Source organism: Phenylobacterium montanum (assembly GCF_018135625.1).
Taxonomy (GTDB): domain Bacteria; phylum Pseudomonadota; class Alphaproteobacteria; order Caulobacterales; family Caulobacteraceae; genus Poindextera; species Poindextera montana.
Genome location: NZ_CP073078.1, coordinates 5,154,495 through 5,173,323 on the forward strand (window position 1 = coordinate 5,154,495; position 18,829 = coordinate 5,173,323).

General features: G+C 67.8%; 15 protein-coding genes. 7 read left to right on the plus strand and 8 right to left on the minus strand.

Annotation, left to right across the window (positions count from 1 at the left end):
- Positions 1–4: 4 nt before the first annotated feature.
- From secD to KCG34_RS23570, 4 genes are all read left to right on the plus strand, one after another.
- Positions 5–1,603, plus strand: coding sequence for a protein translocase subunit SecD (secD, locus tag KCG34_RS23555; RefSeq protein ID WP_211938025.1), 1,599 nt, complete (start codon positions 5–7; stop codon positions 1,601–1,603).
- A gap of 14 nt (positions 1,604–1,617) precedes the next feature.
- The gene (gene secF / locus KCG34_RS23560; protein WP_211938026.1) at positions 1,618–2,562 is read left to right on the plus strand and encodes a protein translocase subunit SecF; all 945 of its coding nucleotides are present in this window, start codon (positions 1,618–1,620) and stop codon (positions 2,560–2,562) included.
- A gap of 131 nt (positions 2,563–2,693) precedes the next feature.
- The gene (locus KCG34_RS23565; protein WP_211938027.1) at positions 2,694–3,296 is read left to right on the plus strand and encodes a urate hydroxylase PuuD; all 603 of its coding nucleotides are present in this window, start codon (positions 2,694–2,696) and stop codon (positions 3,294–3,296) included.
- Between the two features lie 74 nt (positions 3,297–3,370).
- Positions 3,371–4,069, plus strand: a complete 699-nt coding sequence (locus KCG34_RS23570; protein WP_211938028.1) for a squalene/phytoene synthase family protein — start codon at positions 3,371–3,373, stop codon at positions 4,067–4,069.
- 3 nt (positions 4,070–4,072) lie between these two features.
- Here KCG34_RS23570 and trmFO read toward each other — a convergent pair whose 3' ends face one another.
- Positions 4,073–5,479: a methylenetetrahydrofolate--tRNA-(uracil(54)-C(5))-methyltransferase (FADH(2)-oxidizing) TrmFO gene (gene trmFO, locus KCG34_RS23575; RefSeq protein WP_211938029.1), complete on the minus strand. Its 1,407-nt coding sequence runs from the start codon at positions 5,477–5,479 to the stop codon at positions 4,073–4,075.
- Between the two features lie 86 nt (positions 5,480–5,565).
- Between trmFO and KCG34_RS23580 the strand changes: the two genes are divergently transcribed.
- A complete protein-coding gene (locus tag KCG34_RS23580) occupies positions 5,566–6,513 on the plus strand; it encodes a hypothetical protein (RefSeq protein WP_211938030.1) in 948 nt (315 codons plus the stop codon).
- A 115-nt stretch (positions 6,514–6,628) separates the two neighbouring features.
- On the plus strand, positions 6,629–7,513 hold the full coding sequence (locus KCG34_RS23585) for a hypothetical protein (RefSeq protein WP_211938031.1): 885 nt from the start codon (positions 6,629–6,631) through the stop codon (positions 7,511–7,513).
- On the opposite strand, the gene KCG34_RS23590 is transcribed toward KCG34_RS23585, so the two are convergent.
- The 4 genes from KCG34_RS23590 to KCG34_RS23605 all read right to left on the minus strand — a co-directional run bounded on the left by KCG34_RS23590 (position 7,497) and on the right by KCG34_RS23605 (position 13,680).
- Positions 7,497–8,108: a glutathione S-transferase family protein gene (locus KCG34_RS23590; RefSeq protein ID WP_211938032.1), complete on the minus strand. Its 612-nt coding sequence runs from the start codon at positions 8,106–8,108 to the stop codon at positions 7,497–7,499. The genes KCG34_RS23585 and KCG34_RS23590 overlap by 17 nt on opposite strands.
- Positions 8,109–8,170: 62 nt before the next feature.
- Positions 8,171–11,068 (minus strand): excinuclease ABC subunit UvrA, encoded by a 2,898-nt coding sequence (gene uvrA, locus KCG34_RS23595; protein WP_211938033.1) that lies wholly within the window; start codon positions 11,066–11,068, stop codon positions 8,171–8,173.
- 143 nt (positions 11,069–11,211) lie between these two features.
- Positions 11,212–12,561 (minus strand): VWA domain-containing protein, encoded by a 1,350-nt coding sequence (locus KCG34_RS23600; RefSeq protein ID WP_211938034.1) that lies wholly within the window; start codon positions 12,559–12,561, stop codon positions 11,212–11,214.
- Between the two features lie 174 nt (positions 12,562–12,735).
- Positions 12,736–13,680, minus strand: a complete 945-nt coding sequence (locus KCG34_RS23605; protein ID WP_211938035.1) for an AAA family ATPase — start codon at positions 13,678–13,680, stop codon at positions 12,736–12,738.
- Between the two features lie 367 nt (positions 13,681–14,047).
- Here KCG34_RS23605 and KCG34_RS23610 point away from each other — a divergent pair, with 367 nt between their 5' ends.
- On the plus strand, positions 14,048–15,619 hold the full coding sequence (locus KCG34_RS23610) for a long-chain-fatty-acid--CoA ligase (RefSeq protein WP_211938036.1): 1,572 nt from the start codon (positions 14,048–14,050) through the stop codon (positions 15,617–15,619).
- A 12-nt stretch (positions 15,620–15,631) separates the two neighbouring features.
- Here KCG34_RS23610 and KCG34_RS23615 read toward each other — a convergent pair whose 3' ends face one another.
- From KCG34_RS23615 to KCG34_RS23625, 3 genes are all read right to left on the minus strand, one after another.
- Positions 15,632–16,237, minus strand: coding sequence for a hypothetical protein (locus KCG34_RS23615; RefSeq protein ID WP_211938037.1), 606 nt, complete (start codon positions 16,235–16,237; stop codon positions 15,632–15,634).
- Positions 16,238–16,341: 104 nt separating this feature from the next.
- Complete coding sequence (locus tag KCG34_RS23620) at positions 16,342–17,874, minus strand: DHA2 family efflux MFS transporter permease subunit (RefSeq protein WP_249138135.1); 1,533 nt, start codon at positions 17,872–17,874, stop codon at positions 16,342–16,344.
- Between the two features lie 60 nt (positions 17,875–17,934).
- Positions 17,935–18,813 carry a LysR family transcriptional regulator gene (locus KCG34_RS23625; RefSeq protein ID WP_211938038.1) on the minus strand — a complete coding sequence of 293 codons (879 nt, stop codon included), beginning with the start codon at positions 18,811–18,813 and terminating at the stop codon, positions 17,935–17,937.
- Between the last annotated feature and the right edge of the window lie 16 nt (positions 18,814–18,829).

Here is an 18,829-nt window from a genome sequence, read left to right on the forward strand (position 1 = left end):
GGCCATGCTTCCTCTTCCGCGCTGGCGGGTCATCCTCTGTGTGCTGGCGACCCTGTTCGGGGTGGTCTTCACCCTGCCCAACCTCTTGCCCCAGGCGACCCTGGACGCCCTGCCGTCCTGGGCGCCGCACCAGAAGATCAATCTGGGCCTGGACCTGCAGGGCGGCTCGTATCTGCTCTTGGAGGTTGACACCAACGCCCTCTTGAAAGAGCGCCTGACCAACCTGGTCGAGGACGTGCGCAACAGCCTGCGCGAAAAGCAGATCGCCTTCTCCGGCCTGGGCCAGACCGGCAATGCGGTTTCGGTCCGCATCAATGACGCCACCCAGGTCAGCGCAGCGGTGCAGGCGCTGCAGGGTCTCGGCCAACCGCTGGGCGGGGTGAGCGGCGCGCGTGACGTGACCGTCGCCACCGGCCCCGACCAGCACATCACCCTGTCGCTGCAGCCCCAGGCCCTGACCGCCGATGCGGCCAAGGCGGTCAGCGGCGACATCGAGATCCTGCGCCGGCGGATTGACGCCCTTGGCACCAAGGAGCCGTCGATCACCCGCCAGGGCGCCGACCGGATCGTGGTCGAGGTGCCGGGTGAGAGCGATCCCGAGCGGCTGAAATCCGTGATCGGCCAGACCGCCAAGCTGAGCTTCCAGATGGTCGATGAGACCGTCCAGCCGCAGGACATCGCCGCCGGCCGCATACCGCCGGAGGACGTGGTCTATCCCAGCACCGAGGAGGGCCACCCGCCGCTGGCGGTCAACCGCCGCGCCCTGATCACCGGCGAAATGCTGACCCAGGCCAGTTCCGGCACCGATCCGCAGTCCGGCCAGTGGGCGGTGAACTTCCGCTTCAACGGCCAGGGCGCCCGCCGCTTCGGCGACGCCACCACTCAGAACGTCGGCAAGCGCTTCGCCATCGTGCTCGACGGCAAGATCCTGTCGGCGCCGAATATCCGCGAGCCGATCCTGGGCGGATCGGGCCAGATCACCGGCAGCTTCACCCCCGAGACCGCCAACGACCTGGCCGTGCTGCTGCGCTCCGGCGCCCTGCCGGCGCCCCTGAAGTTCGAAGAGCAGCGCACTGTGGGCGCCGAGCTGGGCGCCGACTCGGTCAAGGCCGGCGCCCTGGCCGGGATCATCGCCCTGGTTCTGATCGGCGCCTTCATGGGCCTGGCCTATGGCGGGGTGTTCGGCGGCTTCGCCATCCTGGGCCTTTTGATCAACATGGCCATGCTGATGGCCGCCATGTCGGTCGGCGGCGCGGTCCTGACCCTGCCGGGCATCGCCGGCCTGATCCTGACCATCGCCATGGCCGTGGACGCCAACGTGCTGATCTATGAGCGCATCCGCGACGAGGAGCGGGCGGGGCGCAGGCCGGCCGTGGCCATCGACACCGGCTTCTCCCGCGCCGCGGTTTCGATCCTGGACGCCAACCTGACCACCGGCATCTCGGCCCTGATCCTGTTCATGTTCGGCGCCGGCCCGGTGCGCGGCTTCGCCTGGACCCTGTCGATCGGCATCTGCACCTCGGTGTTCTCGGCCCTGTTCATCACCCGCATGTTCGTCTTCCTCTGGTTCCGGGCGACCCGGGCCAAGACGTTGCCGATCTGAGGACCTAGAGAAACATGTTCTGGCCCCTGATCCGTCTCCTGCCCAAGGAGACCCACTTCAAGTTCGTCAGCCTGGCGCGGGTCGCCGGCGCCTTGTCGGCCCTGGTGGCGGTCGCCTCGATCGTCGCCGTCTTCACCCTGGGCCTGAACCTGGGCACCGATTTCAAGGGCGGCACCTCGATCGAGATCCAGACGCCGGGCCCGGCGCCCCTTTCCGGCCTGCGCGCCGAGCTGGAGCGGTTGCAGGTTAAGGACGCCCAGGTGCAGGGCTTCGGCGCGGCCAACGAGGCCATGATCCGCTTCGAGCCCAATCCGGGCGTCGATCCGGCCACAGCCGTGACCCAGATCAACCAGGACCTGACCGCCAAGTTCCCCGGCATTCAGTTCAAGCAGGTCGAGGTGGTGGGCGCCAAGTTCTCGGGCGAGCTGGTGCAGAAGGGGGTGATGGCCCTCTCCATCGCCATCCTTCTGATGCTGGCCTACATCTGGTTCCGCTTCCAGCTGCAGTTCGGCCTGGGCGCGGTGATCGCCCTGTTCCACGACATCATCCTGACCATGGGCGTCCTGGCCGTATTCAAGATCGAGTTTTCCATGCCCTCGATCGCGGCGCTTCTCACCATCATCGGCTATTCGATGAACGAGAAGGTGATCTCCTTCGACCGGCTGCAGGAGAACCTGCGCAAGTACAAGCGCATGCCCCTGGCCGACGTGATCAACCTGTCGGAAAACGAACGCCTGTCGCGGACCCTGATCACCGGCTCGACCGCGCTCCTGGCGCTGAGCGGCATGCTGTTCCTGGGCGGGCCCACCGTGTTCCCGTTCGTGTTCGCCATGGTTTTCGGCATCTTCGTCGGCACCTATTCGACCATCTATGTCGCCCTGCCGGTGATCCTGCTCTGGGGCGTCAACCGCACCGGCGGCGACGCCGAGCCGCTGAAGCCGGCCAACGTTCGGCCCTGACCCGCGGCGCCTGTGACGCGAAACAAGATCGCGTCTCAGGCGCAGAGCCTCTTGCCCGCAGGTGAAAGAGGTAGCACCGTGCCTGCACAAGCCCGGCCTTGAGTCCGGGCGAGGCAAAGGGGCTAAGGGAAATGGCGGCGCTGCTGCAAAACTTCCGCAACACCATCATCGTCAGTGTGATCCTGGGCCTGCTGATGGTCGCGGGCTACTACGTCCACCGCACCAGCGACGCGGCCTTCTGGCAGGCGGTGTTCCGTTGGATGCACGTATTCTTCGGCATCCTCTGGATCGGCCTGCTCTACTATTTCAACTTCGTCCAGATCCGGGTCATGCCCGCCATACCGGCCGAACTGAAGCCGGCGGTGTCCAAGCACATCGCCCCTGAGGCCCTGTTCTGGTTCCGCTGGGCGGCGCTGGCGACCTGGGTGATGGGCGTGATCCTGGCCATCGATCGCGGCTATCTGCTGCAAGCCGTGACCCTCGGCCTTTCCGAGACCCCGGCCAGCGTGCCGCACGGCATGATCGGCATCGGCATGTGGCTGGCGACGATCATGTTCCTCAATGTCTGGGCCGTCATCTGGCCGAACCAAAAGAGGGCGCTCGGCATCGTCGAGGCGGACGCCGACGCCAAGGCCAAGGCCGCCCGTATCGCCATGCTGGCCTCGCGCATCAACACGCTGCTCTCGATCCCGATGCTGGCGGCGATGACCATGAACCAGACGCTGTTCGGCTGATCGCTGGACGCTGGCCCCTCTCGTTTCGGCGGGAGGGGCTTTTTCCAATGACGCCCATGGGGTAGGGGCTGCCCATGGACGCCGCCGATTCCCTCGACGAACAGGTCCGGCGGGCCGATCCAGACCGCTGGCTGTCCAGCCGCTTCGTCGCCGACGTAGAGGCCAGGGCCGACCTGATCGCCCTCTACGCCTTCGACCAAGAGCTCTCCCACGTCCTGTCGGCGACGCGCGAGCCGATGATGGCCGAGATCCGCCTGACCTGGTGGCGCGAGGCGGTGGACGAGATCTTCGCCGGCAAGCCCGCCCGCGGCCATCCGGCGCTGCAGGCCCTGGCGCTCGCCATCCGTCGCCGGAACCTCGCCCAGGCGCCGCTGGACGCGATGATCGAGGCCCGGTTCGACGACATCGAGGCCGCGCCGTTCACAGGCGAGGCGGCGCTGGCGGCCTATGCCGACCGCCTCTGTGGCGCGCCGCTCAGCCTGGCCCTGGCGGTGCTGGGCGAAGGGGAGGGGGCGGCGTTCCGGCCCGCGGCCCAGGCCTGGGCGATAGCGCGGCTGCCGGGCGAGCGCCTGCCTTGGGATGCGCAAGAGGCGCGCCGGCGCGGCCTCGTGGCTCTGGCTGAGGCGCGACCGGCGGCGCGGCGGCTGAAGGCCGCAGCTTTTCCGGCTGTGGCCCATCTCGCCCTGGTCGTTCCGCGTCTGAAAGGCCGGCTGCCGGGGCCCCTCGGCGCCCGGCTACGGCTGACCCTGGCTGTGCTGTCGGGGCGGATCTGAGCCCTATTCGGCCGCCGCGGCCACGGCGCCGCCGAGCCAGGCGTCCAGGTCCGCCAGGGCCCGCTCGCTCATCAGCCGCTTCTTGGCCCGGCCGCGTTCGGCCTGGGGCATGCGGCGGCCCTCGGCGTTGCGCCTGGGCGCCTCCATGGGCGGCAAGAGGCCATAGTTGATGTTCATCGGCTGGAACGAGCCGCCAGCCATATGCCCGCCGGTGATGTGGCCGATCAGCGCCCCGAGCGCCGTGGTGGGCGGCGGCGTCATGACCGGCCGGCCCAGTCGCTCGGCCGCGGCGAAACGCCCGGCCAGGAGGCCCACGGCCGCGCTCTCCACATAGCCCTCGACGCCCGTGACCTGGCCGGCGAAGCGCAGACGCGGGTCGGCCTTCAGCCTCAGGGATGCGTCCAGCACCCGCGGGCTGTTGATGAAGGTGTTGCGGTGCAGGCCGCCCAGGCGGGCGAACACCGCCTTCTCCAGGCCCGGGATGGTGCGGAAGACCTCGGTCTGGGCGCCGTGCTTCAGCTTGGTCTGGAAGCCGACCATGTTCCACAGGGTGCCAAGCGCATTGTCCTGGCGCAGCTGGACGATCGCCCAGGGCTTGACCGTGGGGTCATGCGGATTGGTCAGGCCCACCGGCTTCATCGGCCCGTGCCGCAGGGTCTCGCGCCCGCGCTCGGCCATCACCTCGATCGGCAGGCAGCCGTCGAAATAGGGGACGTGCTCCCACTCCTTGAACTCGGCCTTGGGCCCGGCCAGCAGGGCGTCGATGAAGGCGTCGTACTGCGCCTTGTCCATCGGGCAGTTGATATAGGCGGCCGCATCGCCGCCCGGCCCCTCCTTGTCGTAGCGTGACTGGCGCCAGGCCACCGACATGTCGATGGTCTCCAGGTGCACGATCGGAGCGATGGCGTCGAAGAAGGATAAGCCCTCCTCGCCCGTGAGCGCGCCGATGGCCTCGGACAGGGCTGGCGATGTCAGGGGGCCGGTGGCGACAATCACGCTGTCCCAGTCGGCCGGCGGGGCGCCGGCGACCTCCTCGCGCACGATGGTCACGTTCGGGTGCGCCTCCAGCGCGGCGGTCACCGCGGCCGAGAAGCCCTCGCGGTCCACGGCGAGCGCGCCGCCCGCCGGCACCTGATGCGCGTCGGCGGTCTTCATGATCAGCGAGCTGCAGCGGCGCATCTCGGCGTGCAGCAGGCCCACGGCGTTGTAGGCCCAGTCGTCGGAGCGGAACGAGTTGGAACAGACCAGTTCGGCTAGGCCGTCGGTCTGGTGGGCGTCGGTGCGGCGAACGGGGCGCATCTCGTGCAGGACCACACGGGCGCCGGCCTCGGCGATCTGCCAGGCGGCCTCCGAGCCGGCCAGGCCGCCGCCGATGACATGGATGGGGGTGTCGGACATGGCGGCTGTCATAGTCCGAGCCGCCTGTGGACGGAAGGGCGCGTCTGCTCCACCCTCGGGGGAGGCAGGGCGCGATTCCCGCGCCGTCGGGGGTCGGCATGAGCCAGGTTTCGATCGTCAGCGCCGGCACGGCAGGCGCAGAGCTTGTGTTCAAGCGCCCGCTGGCGGTGCTGGCCTGGGGCCTGACGTTCCTGGTGCTGTACGGGCTGCCGGCGGGGCTGATCTGGGCCGGCATGCTGCCGAACCTGATGCACATGATGGCGGGCGGCGGCCGGCCCCCGTCGCCGACCGATCCGGCCCTCCTGGCCATGACCATGCAGTTGCAGTTCGCCAACGTCTTGATGCTGGTCGGGTCCTTCGCCGCGCGGGCGGTGGTCTACAGCGCCATCTGCCGCGCCGTGCTCGAGCCGGAAGCCAGCCGCTTCGGCTATGTCCGCTTCGGCATGCAGGAGGTCTGGGTCGGCCTCGTCACCATCGTCGGCTCGATCCTGATCGGCGCGGCCATGCTGGCCGGCGCCATCGTCATCGGCATACCCACAGGCATCGCCGCCATTGCGCTGCAGAAGACCGCCACGCCAGGAACCTGGGTCCTTCTGATCGGCGCGGCGGTGATCGCTTTGGTGGCGGCGGTGGCCTGGATCGGCCTGCGCCTGTCCCTGGCTGGGCCGATGAGCTTTGCGGCCAACCAATTCCGCCTGTTCGAATCCTGGCCGCTGACTCGCGGCAAGGTCTGGTCGCTGCTGGGGGTGGGCGTGGTCGCCGTGGCGCTGATGCTCGTGTTCGAACTCGTCTTCCTGCTGATCGCGGCGATCGTCGGCGGGGGCGCCTTATTTCTCGCTGTGGCTGGCGGGCGTTTCGATCCCAGTTCGTTTGGGAGCAACCCCGCCGCAGTGTTGCAGATGTTCACGCCCTGGCTGGGCCTTGCGCTGGCGGCCGGCTGCTTCTTCATCGGCGCCATGAGCGCCGTGGTCGTGGCGCCGTTCGCCCGCGTCTATCAGCTCCTGACCCCGACGAAGGCGGATGCGCAGGCCGCGGTGTTCAGCTGACTGTGGCAAAAACGCCGTCCGCCGGGACGGATGCGCCATGGCGCTTTACAAATGCCGGAGGGATCGCAAGCTCTCCAGCGACGCCGGGCCGAGACTCGGCTTATGGACCTTGGCTATGAGCGGCTTTTCCCCCACTGAGGCAGCCACCGAAGGCATCCGCCTGACGCGTCTTCGTTCGCGGGCGGTGGTGATCTGGGGGCTGGCCTATTTCGCTTTCACCATCCTGCTCGGCAAGCTCGCCGAGTTGACCCTTGGGCCGCACTTCGCCGAGACCCTGGCCGAGTTCAAGCGCGGCGATCCGGACGCCTTCTGGCCGCTCACCCTTCGCATGTGGCCGTTCTTCGCCGCCGCCGTGCCGATCAATCTGGTGTTCCAGGCGATCTTCACCTGCGCCGTCTATCGCGCGGTGCTGGACCCGGAAAACGCCCGCAACGGCTATATGCGCCTGGGCGCCGACGAGTGGCGCATGGTCGGGCTGAACCTGCTGGTCAGCCTGATCTGGACCGTGGCCCTGTTCGGAGTCGGCCTCGTCGGGCTTCTGTCGGCCATCACTCTGGGCGTGATCGGTTCGCCCCTCACAGCCCTCCTCGGGCTCGTGCTCAACCTGGCCGCCGTGGCGGTGGCCATCTGGATATTGGTGCGCCTGTCGCTCGCCGGCGCGATCACCTTCTCCGAAAAGCGGATCATCGTCTCGAAGTCGTGGGAGGTCACCCGCGGCCGGTTCTGGCCATTGGTCTGGGCCTATGTCCTGGCCTTCATGCTCTGGGCGGTGCTGATCGTCTTCGTCAGAATGGCCGTCTGGGTCGTGCTGCGTCTCGGCGAACAGCTCAGCGGCCTGAACCTGTCCAACCCGGACCCCAGCTCGACCGACCCCCTGATCTTCCTGATCGGCCTTTTGAGTTCGGCCGGGACGGCGGTGGTGCTCACCTGCTTCTCGGTGATCCTCACCGCCCCCTCGGCCGAGGTCTATCGCGAGCTGACCCTCACGCCTGAGAGCTAGGCCGGGCGCGAACCCGCGCGTGCCAGGCGGCGAGATTGGCAAGTTCGGCCGGCCGCTCCAGCCCGATCCAGCCTGCGAAATCGACCGTGCTCAAAAGGCAGATGTCGGCCATGCTGAAGCCGTCGCCGGTCAAATAGTCCTTGCCCTCGAGTTCGCGGTCGAAGAAGCGATAGCCGCCCATCACGTGCTCGCGGTTGGACTCGCCGAAGTCCTTGAACTGGGTCAGCAGGGCGGCGGTGTAGGGGTGGGCGTGGCGCCAGAACATGCCGACCGGGGTCATCAGTGCGAACTCCGCCCGCCGGATCCACATATCCACCCTTGCCTTCTCCAGGGCGGTGGTCCCGAACAGCGGCGGGGCCGGCTGGATCTCCTCGAAATAGCGGCAGATGGCGACGGTTTCGGAGATGGTCGTCCCGTCGTCCAGCTCCAGGGTCGGGATCTGGCCCAGGCTGTTCTTGGCGCGGTATTCCGGCGACTTGTGCTCGCGCTTGCGCAGGTCGACCGGCGTCTCGGCCAGCTCGATCCCTTTCTCGGCCAGGAAGATGCGCACGCGCCTGGGGTTCGGCGCCGGCATGGGCGCGCCGTAGAGCTTCATGGGGTCCCTCCTTTTGTCGTTGGAGGGTTTCTAATTGAAACGCCTGTTTGAATCCAGCGTTGTTACGCCCGTTTCAGCGCCTTGACCCGTTCCCGTCGGCGCTCGTCCTGGCGCTTGAACACCTCGGCCAGGTAGCGGCCGGTCCAGCTCTTGGGATCGGCGGCGACCTTTTCCGGCGAGCCTAGGGCCACGATCTCGCCGCCGCCGTCGCCGCCCTCGGGGCCGAAGTCCAGCAGCCAGTCGGCGGTCTTGATGACGTCGAGATTGTGCTCGATCACCACCACCGTGTTACCCTGGTCGACCAACTCGTGCAGCACTTCCAACAGCTTGCGGGTGTCCTCGAAATGCAGGCCCGTGGTCGGCTCGTCGAGAATGTAGAGCGTCCGCCCCGTGGCCCTGCGCGACAGCTCCTTGGACAGCTTCACCCGCTGCGCCTCGCCGCCCGACAGGGTCGTCGCCGGCTGGCCGACCTGGACGTAAGAAAGTCCGACCCGCTTCAGGGTCTCCATCTTGTCGCGCACCGGCGGCACAGCCTTGAAGAAGTCGGCGGCCTCCTCGACGGTCATGTCCAGGATGTCCGAGATCGACTTGCCCTTGAACAGGATCTCCAGGGTCTCGCGGTTGTAGCGCTTGCCCTTGCAGACGTCGCAGGTGACGTAGACGTCGGGCAGGAAGTGCATCTCGATCTTGATCAGCCCGTCGCCCTGGCAGGCCTCGCAGCGCCCGCCCTTGACGTTGAAGCTGAACCGCCCCGGCCCATAGCCTCTAGCCTTGGCCTCGGGCAGCTGGGCGAACCAGTCGCGGATCGGCTGGAAGGCGCCGGTATAGGTTGCTGGGTTCGATCGCGGCGTGCGCCCGATCGGCGACTGGTCGATGTCGATGACCTTGTCGAAATGCTCCAGCCCCTCGATCCGCTCGTGCGCAGCCGGGGCGTCCGAGGCGTTGTTCAGCCGGCGGGCCGCGGCCTTGTAGAGGGTTTCGATGGTGAAGGTGGACTTGCCGCCGCCGGAGACGCCGGTGATGCAGGTGAACACCCCGACCGGGATTTCGCCGGTCACTTCCTTCAGATTGTTTCCCCGCGCGCCGATCACTTTCAGCTTCTTCTTGCCGATCGGCCGGCGGTCCTCGGGGATCGCGATCTCGCGCTCGCCGGTCAGATACTGGCCGGTCAGGCTCTTGGGATTGGCCATGATGTCGGCCGGCTTGCCCTCGGCGACGATCTCGCCGCCATGCACGCCCGCCGCCGGGCCCATGTCGATGACATGGTCGGCGGTCAGGATCGCCTCCTCGTCGTGCTCGACCACCAGCACCGAATTGCCCAGGTCCCGCAGCCCCTTCAGGCTGGTCAGCAGGCGATGGTTGTCGCGCTGGTGCAGGCCGATCGAGGGCTCGTCCAGCACATAGAGCACGCCGGTCAGGCCCGAGCCGATCTGCGAGGCCAGGCGGATGCGCTGGCTCTCGCCGCCCGACAGGGTGCCGGAATTGCGCGACAGGTTCAGGTAGTCCAGGCCCACATCGACCAGGAAGCGCAGGCGGTCGTTGATCTCCTTCAGGATCCGCCGGGCGATCTCCATCTGCTTCTCGGAGAGGGTGGTCTCCAGGCTCTCGAACCAGTCGCGGGCCTGGCGGATGGCCAGCAGAGAGACCTCGGCGATATGCCGGCCGGCGATCTTCACCGCCAGGGCCTCGGGCTTAAGGCGAAAGCCGGTGCAGGCCTCGCACGGGGTGTCGGACTGGTAGCGGCCCAGCTCCTCGCGGACCCAGCTTGAATCGGTCTCGCGCCAGCGCCGCTCAAGGTTTGGCAGCACGCCCTCGAAGGTCTTGTTGACCTCGTATTTGCGGGCGTTGTCGTCATAGACGAAGTTGATCTTCTGGCCGGCCGAGCCGTGCAGGATCACCTTCTGCGCCTCCTCCGGCAGCTTGTGCCAGGGCACGTCCATCGAGAAGCCGTAGTGCCGTGACAGGGCCTGCAGGGTCTGGGTGTAGAGCGGCGAGGGCCCCTTGGCCCAGGGCGAGACCGCGCCCTTGTGCAGGCTCTTGTCCTTGTCGGGAATGACCAGGTCGGCGTCGAATGCCAGCTTGGCCCCCAGGCCGTCGCAGACCGGGCAGGCGCCGAACGGGTTGTTGAACGAGAACAGCCGCGGCTCGATCTCGCTGATGGTGAAGCCGGAGACCGGACAGGCGAACTTCTCGCTGAACAGAAGCCGCCTGGGCTCCTTCTCGCCCTCTTCCACATTGGCCCATTCGGCCACCGCAATGCCGTCGGCCAGGCGTAGAGCGGTCTCCAGCGAGTCCGCCAGCCGCTGTTCCATGCCGTCCTTGGTGACGATGCGGTCGACCACCACGTCGATGTCGTGCTTGAACTTCTTGTCGAGCGCCGGGGCGTCCTCGATCGGATAGAACTCGCCGTCGATCTTAAGCCGCTGGAACCCCGAGCGCTGCCACTCGGCGATCTCCTTGCGGTACTCGCCCTTGCGGCCGCGCACCACGGGGGCCAGCAGATAGAGGCGCGTGCCTTCGGGCAGGGCGGTGATCTTATCGACCATCATGCTGACGGTCTGGCTCTCGATCGGCAGGCCGGTGGCCGGCGAATAGGGCACGCCGACCCGCGCCCATAAGAGGCGCATATAGTCGTGGATCTCGGTCACCGTGCCGACGGTCGAGCGCGGGTTGCGGCTGGTGGTCTTCTGCTCGATGGAGATGGCCGGCGACAGGCCCTCGATCAGGTCCACGTCCGGCTTGCTCATCAGCTCCAGGAACTGGCGGGCATAGGCCGATAGGCTCTCGACATAGCGGCGCTGGCCCTCGGCGTAGATGGTGTCGAAGGCGAGCGACGACTTGCCCGACCCGGAGAGACCAGTCAGCACCACCAGCTGGTCGCGCGGAATGTCGACGCTGACATCCTTCAGATTGTGCTCGCGCGCGCCGCGCACGCGGATGAACCGGTTCGGATCGGACATTCAGATGCTCGCCTAGGGGACCACCCCATTTAGGGCGGCCCAGCCCAAATTGTAATAGCGGGAGTCTGTCCCACAGCAAGAACGAAATGGGAACTGGTGGCGGGCTGCTGACAGAACCTGTCAGGAGACTGGCGGTGGGCCCCTTACCGCGGCAAATACGTCCGCAGCACGTCGTCGATGATCCGCTCCAGCTCGTTCAGCGTGTTGCAGGTCTTGGCCACGTGGCAGAAGCGGCGGTAGCGCTCCATCTCGCTGTCGCCGCGGCTCCAGAAGCTTTCAGGCTCCGGGTTCAGCCAGATCACCGCCCGGGCGCGCTTGTGGATCTGGCGCATCAGGTCGATGCGCGGGTTGACGTAGTTCGACCGCGCGTCGCCCAGGATGATCACGGTGGTGTGCCGGTCCAGCTGGTCCAGATGCAGGGCGCAGAAGTCCTCCCAGGCCTGGCCATAGTCGGTGGACCGCATGCCGATCCGCGCCAGCACCGCAGCGATGGCGCCCTCGACCTGCTCGTCCTCCAGGATGTCGCCCACCGCCACCAGCCTGTTGGAGAAGGCGAAGGCGTCCAGCCGCTCGACCACCTCGTGCAGGCTGTAGAGGAACAGCAGCAGAAACCGCGCCGCCGCCGCGACCGAGCCGGAGACGTCGCAGATGGCGACGATCTTGGGCTTTTCGATGGTCTCGTGCTTCCAGACGATGTCGAACGGCACCCCGCCATGGACCATCGATCGGCGCAGGGTGCGGCGCACGTCCAGCTTGCCGCGCTTGGAGCGGCGCTGCTGGTGGCTGTAACGGGCGGCCAGGCGCTTGGCCATGCGGCGGACCAGGGTCTGCATGGTCCCGATCTCGTGCCCGTCCAGCCCGGTCAGGCGCTCGTCGGCCAGGATCTGCTCGCGCAGGCGCTGGCTGGATTCGCCGGCATAGAGGTCGTGCTGACGCTCGACGTAGCTGTTGGCCTCGTCGAACAGGGCCTGGCGGCGCTCGGTCAGGCGCTGGGCCAGGGCGGCGCCTTGCGGATCGCCCGCCTGCTGCAGCCGGGCGATGAAGGCCTCCAGGTCCTTCAGCCCCATCTCGTCCAGCATCCGGCGGGTCAGCAGGCGCCGCTGGCTGGAGAGTCGGATGTCGGCCACCCCGGCGCGCTCGGCGGCCTCCTCCATGGCCTGGGACAGCGCCGCGGCGTCGTTCTCCATCAGCATCTGTCCGAGGGCGGACTCGCTGGCCTGGCCGCCCTGCGAGGGCGAGGCGTCCGGCTTGGGCGGCGGGGCCTTGCCGGGCTTGAACTCGTCGCGGCGGAAGAAGGTTTCGAAACAGGTCTCGAACCGAACGACCTCATCGGCGGTCTTGGCCGTGGCGGCGCACAGGGCGTCCTTCAGCGTCTCGCGGTCTGCATAGCCCACCAGCCGTACCGCCTGGTGCGCGTCGATCGCCTCGGCCGGCGAGACCCGGACGTCGACGGCGCGCAGGGCGCGGAGGAAGGATTCCAGGGTGCGCTGCATTAGGCTTGGCCTTCCAAGCCTCGAACGGCGGCGAGCCCCCTCCACCATGCTTCGCATGGTCCCCCTCCCCCGATGGGGGAGGAATGAGGGCCGAGCGCGCAACAGCAATTCCTCCCCCCTTGGGGGAGGGGGACCGCCCGCAGGGCGGTGGAGGGGGCTCGCTGCCGCACTAGTCTATCCCGCCTTGATCAGCTCGTTGATCTGCGGCTCCACCGCCGCGATGTCCTGCTCGAATTTCAAGAGCACGTTCAGGGTATCGCGCACCATCTCGCCTTCCAGGGCATGGGCGTGCAGCAACAGCAGCACCCGCGCCCAGTCCACCGTCTCCGAGATCGACGGTGACTTGCGCAGGTCCATCGCCCGCAGCTTCTGCACAAAGCCCACCAGCTGGTGGTTCAGAGCCTCCTCGATCCCCGGCACGCGGGTGGAGACGATCCGTTGCTCCAGCTTGGCGTCGGGCAGGGGGATGTGCAGGTGCAGGCAGCGGCGCTTCAGGGCGTCGCCCAGGTCGCGGACGTTGTTCGAGGTCAGGAACACGATCGGCGGCGTCACCGCCTTGATCACTCCCAATTCCGGCACCGAGACCTGATAGGCCGAGAGGATTTCCAGCAGGAACGCCTCGAACGCCTCGTCGGCCTTGTCCACCTCGTCGATCAAGAGCACGCAGCCCGCCTCGGTGCGCAGCGCCTGCAGCAAAGGCCGCGGCTCAAGGAAGGGCTCGGAGAAGAACAGGTCGGCCATGCCGTGCAGCCGGTCCATGGCCAGGTCCATGGTCGGCGCGTCGCCCAGGGTCTCGCCGATGCGGTCCTTCAGGATCTGGGTGTAGAGCAACTGCTTGCCGTACTTCCACTCATAGAGGGCGCGGCTCTCGTCCAGGCCCTCGTAGCACTGCATGCGGATCAGCGGCAGGCCGAGCATGGCGGCGGTGGACAGGGCCAGCTCGGTCTTGCCCACCCCGGCCGAGCCCTCCACCAGGATGGGCTTGGTCAGGTGCGAGGCCATGAACAGGGCGGTCGCGATCCGGCGCGAAGCGATATAGCCGACGGCGGCCAGGTTCTCGACGATGGCCTCGACCGAGGCGAGCGACGCCGGTTCCGGCGCGGAAGCGGAAATGGTCAAGCTGGAAAACTCATCAATGGGTGCGGCGAATGAATGGCTCCATGTGGGGCGCTGATTGACGCGAACGCAAGGGGAAACCGAACCACGTGAATGACCCGATCTCTTCCCGCTCACCCCGGCGAATGCCGGGGCCCAGATCGTATGGCTCCGACCGTTCACGCAAACCAAGATCAATCCCCGAAGGCACAGCTCTATGATCTGGACCCCGGCATTCGCCGGGGTGAGCGGGGCTTTGTTGGGCAGCTTCCAGGCGCCAGCCGATTGCTGCTCGCGCATCCATCGCAATCCCTGGACGCCCGCCGTCCTCTGTGAAAAATCACTAGCAGCGCCCGCGGGCGGGGAACGACCCGCGGGGCGAGGGAGTGAAATGTACGAACCTGACAAGATCCGCACGGTGGCGGACATTGCGCGCGTCCAGGCCGAGTTGCGCCCCGACGCCGTCGCCCTGGTCTGCGACGACCTCGAAATCACCTATGCCGCGTTCGAGCGCCTGACCAACCAGTGCGCCCACGCCCTGATTAACGCCGGCGTTCGCCCTGGCGACCGCATCGCCTGCCTGACCAAGAACAGCGCCGAGTTCTTCGTCCTGTGGTTCGGGGCGGTAAAGGCGCGCGCCTGCCTGGCCCCCGTCAACTGGCGCCTGGCCCCGCCGGAGGTGGCCTTCATCCTGCAGGACGCGGGCGCCAAACTGCTCGTCGCCAGCCGCGACTTCGAAGCGGTGGTCGACATGATCGTCTCCGACTGCCCCGACCTGCACCGCCTGATCCAGGTCGAGCCCGGCCACCCGCGCTGGCCCGCCTTCTTCGACTGGATCGGCGCCTATCCCGAAACCGACCCCGGCCTTCAGCTCCAGCCCGACGACGACGTCATCCAGCTCTACACCTCCGGCACCACCGGCCTGCCCAAGGGTGTGCGGCTGACCTCGGCCAATTTCGAGCAGGTGTTCGCGGCGGCGGCCAAGGGCCTGTGGGCCGACTTCGACGCCGGCAAGACCGTGCTGGTGGCCATGCCGACCTTCCACGTCTCCGGGACCAATGTCGGCCTCCTGGGCCTCTTGCAAGGCAGCCGCAACGTGGTGCTGCGCGAGATCAATCCGGTCCATCTGCTAGAGGTGCTGGAACAGGAACAGGTCGCCTACGCCTTCCTGGTGCCGGCGGTGATCAACATGCTGCTGCAGACGCCGGGCATCGAAACCGCCGACGTCTCCAAGCTCGAGCGCCTGTTCTACGGCGCCTCGCCGATCGCCGAGGAGGTGCTGCTGAAGGCCTCCGAGCGCTTCTCCGCCACCTTCACCCAGCTCTACGGCCTGACCGAGACCATCGGCGTCGGCGCCATGCTGCCGCCCGAGGACCACGACCCGCGCCGCGGCAAGCTCAGGGCCTGCGGCAAGCAGTGGGAGGCGGCCGAGCTGCGCGTGGTCCGCCCCGACGGCGAGATCGCCGAACCCGGCGAGGTCGGCGAAATCCAGATCCGCTCGAAAGGGGTGATGAAGGGCTACTGGAACCGCCCCGAGGCCACCGCCCAGGCCATCGACGCCGAGGGCTGGTTCCGCTCCGGCGACGCCGGCTATTTCGACGACGACGGCTATCTCTACATCTACGACCGGGTGAAGGACATGATCATCTCGGGCGGCGAGAACGTCTATCCCGCCGAGGTGGAGAACGCCCTGTTCAGCCACTTCGCGGTGGCCGACGCCGCCGTGATCGGCGTGCCCGACAGCCGCTGGGGCGAGGCGGTGAAGGCGGTGGTGGTCCTGCGACCCGGCATGTCCGTCTCCGCCGCCGACCTGATCGCCCACTGCAAGAAGCGCATCGCCGGTTACAAATGCCCCAAGAGCGTGGACTTCATCGCCGTGCTGCCACGAAATCCGTCGGGCAAGGTGCTGCGGCGGGAGCTGAGGGCGCCGTACTGGGAGGGGAAGCAGCGGCAGGTGGGGTAGAGCGCGCCGACTTCACCCCCGCGCCACCGACGCATAGATCCCGAAGTCCTGCTTCGCCAGCGGGCGCAGGAGGGTGACGATGGGGCCGATCTGGCCGACGCACTCCACAGCGAAGTCGAACGAGGACTCGCGCCCCTCGAACAGGGCTTCCAGCCGCGCAGTGGTTTCGGCCAGGGCGGGGTGGTCCGGGCCCATGGTCCGGACCTCGTCCTCCAAGAGGGCGATCCGCGCGCCGGTGTCGGCGAAGCCCTCCAGGGCCAGGGTCAGTCGCACCATCAGGGCGTGGATCTTGCCCCGCAGCTCGGCGTTGCGCAGGTCGTACAGCGCCTCGCGATTGCGGTCGTAGGTTTCGGCCTCGCGCCGCACCGCCCGCATCAGCCGCACCGTGAACGGCCCATAGGGTTCGCCCCGGCCGCGCGCGTCGTTGGCCAGTTTGGTGATCAGTTCCAGGATCGAGAGGATCTCGCCGAACAGCAGGGCTGCGGCGCGTTCCCGCTCGCGCCGGCGCAAGACCCCCTCCAACTGGGCGGAGACGAACCCGCCCGCGGTCGCCAGGACCGCGCCGATGACTACCGCGAGCAGGGTCTCGTCGCCCGGTTTGTAGTGCAGGCCGCCCACCTAGCCCCCTTCGGCCGATCGAATCTGGGGGCTCGCCCCGCGTCAGCTCATTCGCAGCACACCGCCGAAACGCGCGCAATGCAACTGGCCCGGCGAGGCGCGGCCTATTCCGAAATCTCCACCTCGATCGGCCCGCTCATCGAAGGCTTCCTGAGCAGCATCACCATCGGGATCAGCACCGCCGTGGCGATGAACATCATGCGGAACACGTCGATATAGGCGACCATGGCCGCCTGGCGGCTGACCTCGCCCTCCATCGCCGCAAGACCGAGCGGGGTGGTCAGGGGCGCCTGCAGATAGGGCGGCTGCATCAAGGGGTTGTCGGTGCGCACCGCCTCGGTCAGGCGCGCGTGCACCGCGTCGGAATTCCTGACGAACAGGGCCTGCATGATCGAGACCCCGACGCTCTGGCCCAGGTTGCGCACCAGGGCGAAGGCGCCGGCCGCGTCGGCGCGCAAGGCCGGGTTCAGGGTGGCGAAGGCCAGCACCGTCATCGGCATGAACACCAGCCCCGTGCCCAGGCCCTGGATCAGGCCGGTCATGGCGATGGCGTAGGCGTTCATCTGCAGCGAGAAGTGGCTCATCATGAAGAACGAGGCGCAGAAGAAGGCGAAGCCGGTGGCGATCAGCAGCCGCGCGTCGAACCGGTTGACCAACTGCCCCACCATCAGCATCGAGACCAGCCCGCCCAGGCCCCGCGGCGCCATGACCAGGCCCGTGGTCACCACCGGATAGCCCAGCAGGGTCTCGGCCATCGGCGGAAGCAAGGCCAGGACCGAGAACACCAGCATCCCCACCACCAGGCTCATGCCCGAGGCGGTCATCAGGTTGGCGTCCTTGAACAGGGCCCGCGGCAGGAACGGCCGGTCGAACAGCAGGGTGTGGATGGTGAACAGCACCAGGGCCAGCATCGACGCGGTGAACTCGATCTGCGTCTCCACCGAGTTGAACCAGTCGTTGTTCTGGCCGCGGTCTAGAAAAAGCTGCAAGCCGCCCAGGAACACGGACAGGAGGGAGAAGCCGACCACGTCGAAGCGGATCTTCCGCGGCTGATCGGTGTCGTGGATGAAGCCCATCACCCCCATCAGGCACAGCACCCCGATCGGCAGGTTGATGTAGAACACCCAGCGCCAGGAGAAGTCGTCGGTCAGCCAGCCGCCCAAAACCGGCCCGACGATCGGCGCCACCATCACGCCGACGCCCCAGATGGCCATGGCGGGGCCGCGCTGAGCGCCGGGAAAGGTGTCGAGCATCACCGCCTGGGACAGCGGCCCCATGGCCGCGCCGAACGCCCCCTGCAGGATGCGGAACAGCACGATCTGCTCCAGGCTCTGGGCCGCGCCGCACAGGGCCGAGGCGACCGTGAAGCCGATGATCGACCAGACGAACACCTGCTTGCGCCCCAGCCGCCCGGCCAGCCAGCCGCTCATCGGGGTCATGATCGCCGAGGCCACGATATAGCTGGTCAGGACCCAGGTGATCTGGTCCGCCGACGCCCCTACCGTTCCGGCCATGTGCGGCAGGGCGACATTGGCGATGGTCATGTCCAGCGCCGTCATGATCGTCGCCAGCATCACCGAGACGGTGACCATCACCTGGTTGACGGGCGCTTCGGTCTCGGCGGCGACGGCGGTCAAGGCGGTTCCTCTGGTCTTGTGATCAGGCTTCACCTGATTGCCGAGGCGGATGCAAGGGGCTCAGTAGGGCGACAGCAGTCTCCGCTGCTCCACCACCAGCCCCTTCATCCAGTCCCTCAGGGTCTTCAGCCGCGCGGTGTTGGAAAGCTCGCGGTGGGCGCTCATCCAGAAACGCCGGGTCAGCAGCACCTGGTCGTCCAGCACCCGCGTCAGGCCCTCGGCCATGAAGCAGGGCAGGACGCCCACCCCGCCGCCGGCGGTGATGATCTGCTGCTGGGCGCGGATCGAGGAGGAGGAGAGGGTGGGGCGCAGGTCCGGGTCCAACTCCTCCAGGTATTTCAGCGCCGCGGCAAAGATCAGGTCGTCGACATAGCCCACCAGGTCGAAGCGGTGCAGGTCGGCGATCTGCTCCGGCGTCCCGGCGCGCTTCAGGTAGTCCGGCGCGGCATAGAGGGCGAGCTGGTAGTCGGTCAGGGGTTCGATGAACAGGCGCGGGTCCGTGGGCGTGTCCAGGGTGATGGCCATGTCCACCTCGCGCCGGGTGGGCGAGAGAAAGCCGGCGTGGGCCGCCAGCTCGATCCGCACATTGGGCCTCAGGCGATGGAAGGCGGGCAGGGCGGGGGCCAGGACCGCGGTGCCGAAGCCTTCCGCGACGCTGATCCGCACCGTGCCGCCGACCACGTCGCTCTCGCCGACCTGGGCCACCGCCGCCATCGCCGCCTCGGCGTTCAGCCCGATCTCGAACAGCCGCGCGCCCGAGGCGGTCAGCTCCAGTCCCTGGGCCGAGCGGATGAACAGGGTCGAGCGCAGCGAACTCTCCAGCCGCGCCACCCGCCGCCCCACCGTGGCCGCATCTATGCCCAGCCGCCGCGCCGCCCCGGTCTGCGACCCGGCCCGGGCCGCGGCGACGAACACTTTGAGATCGTCCCAATCGTACAAGTGGCTCCTCCGCCCC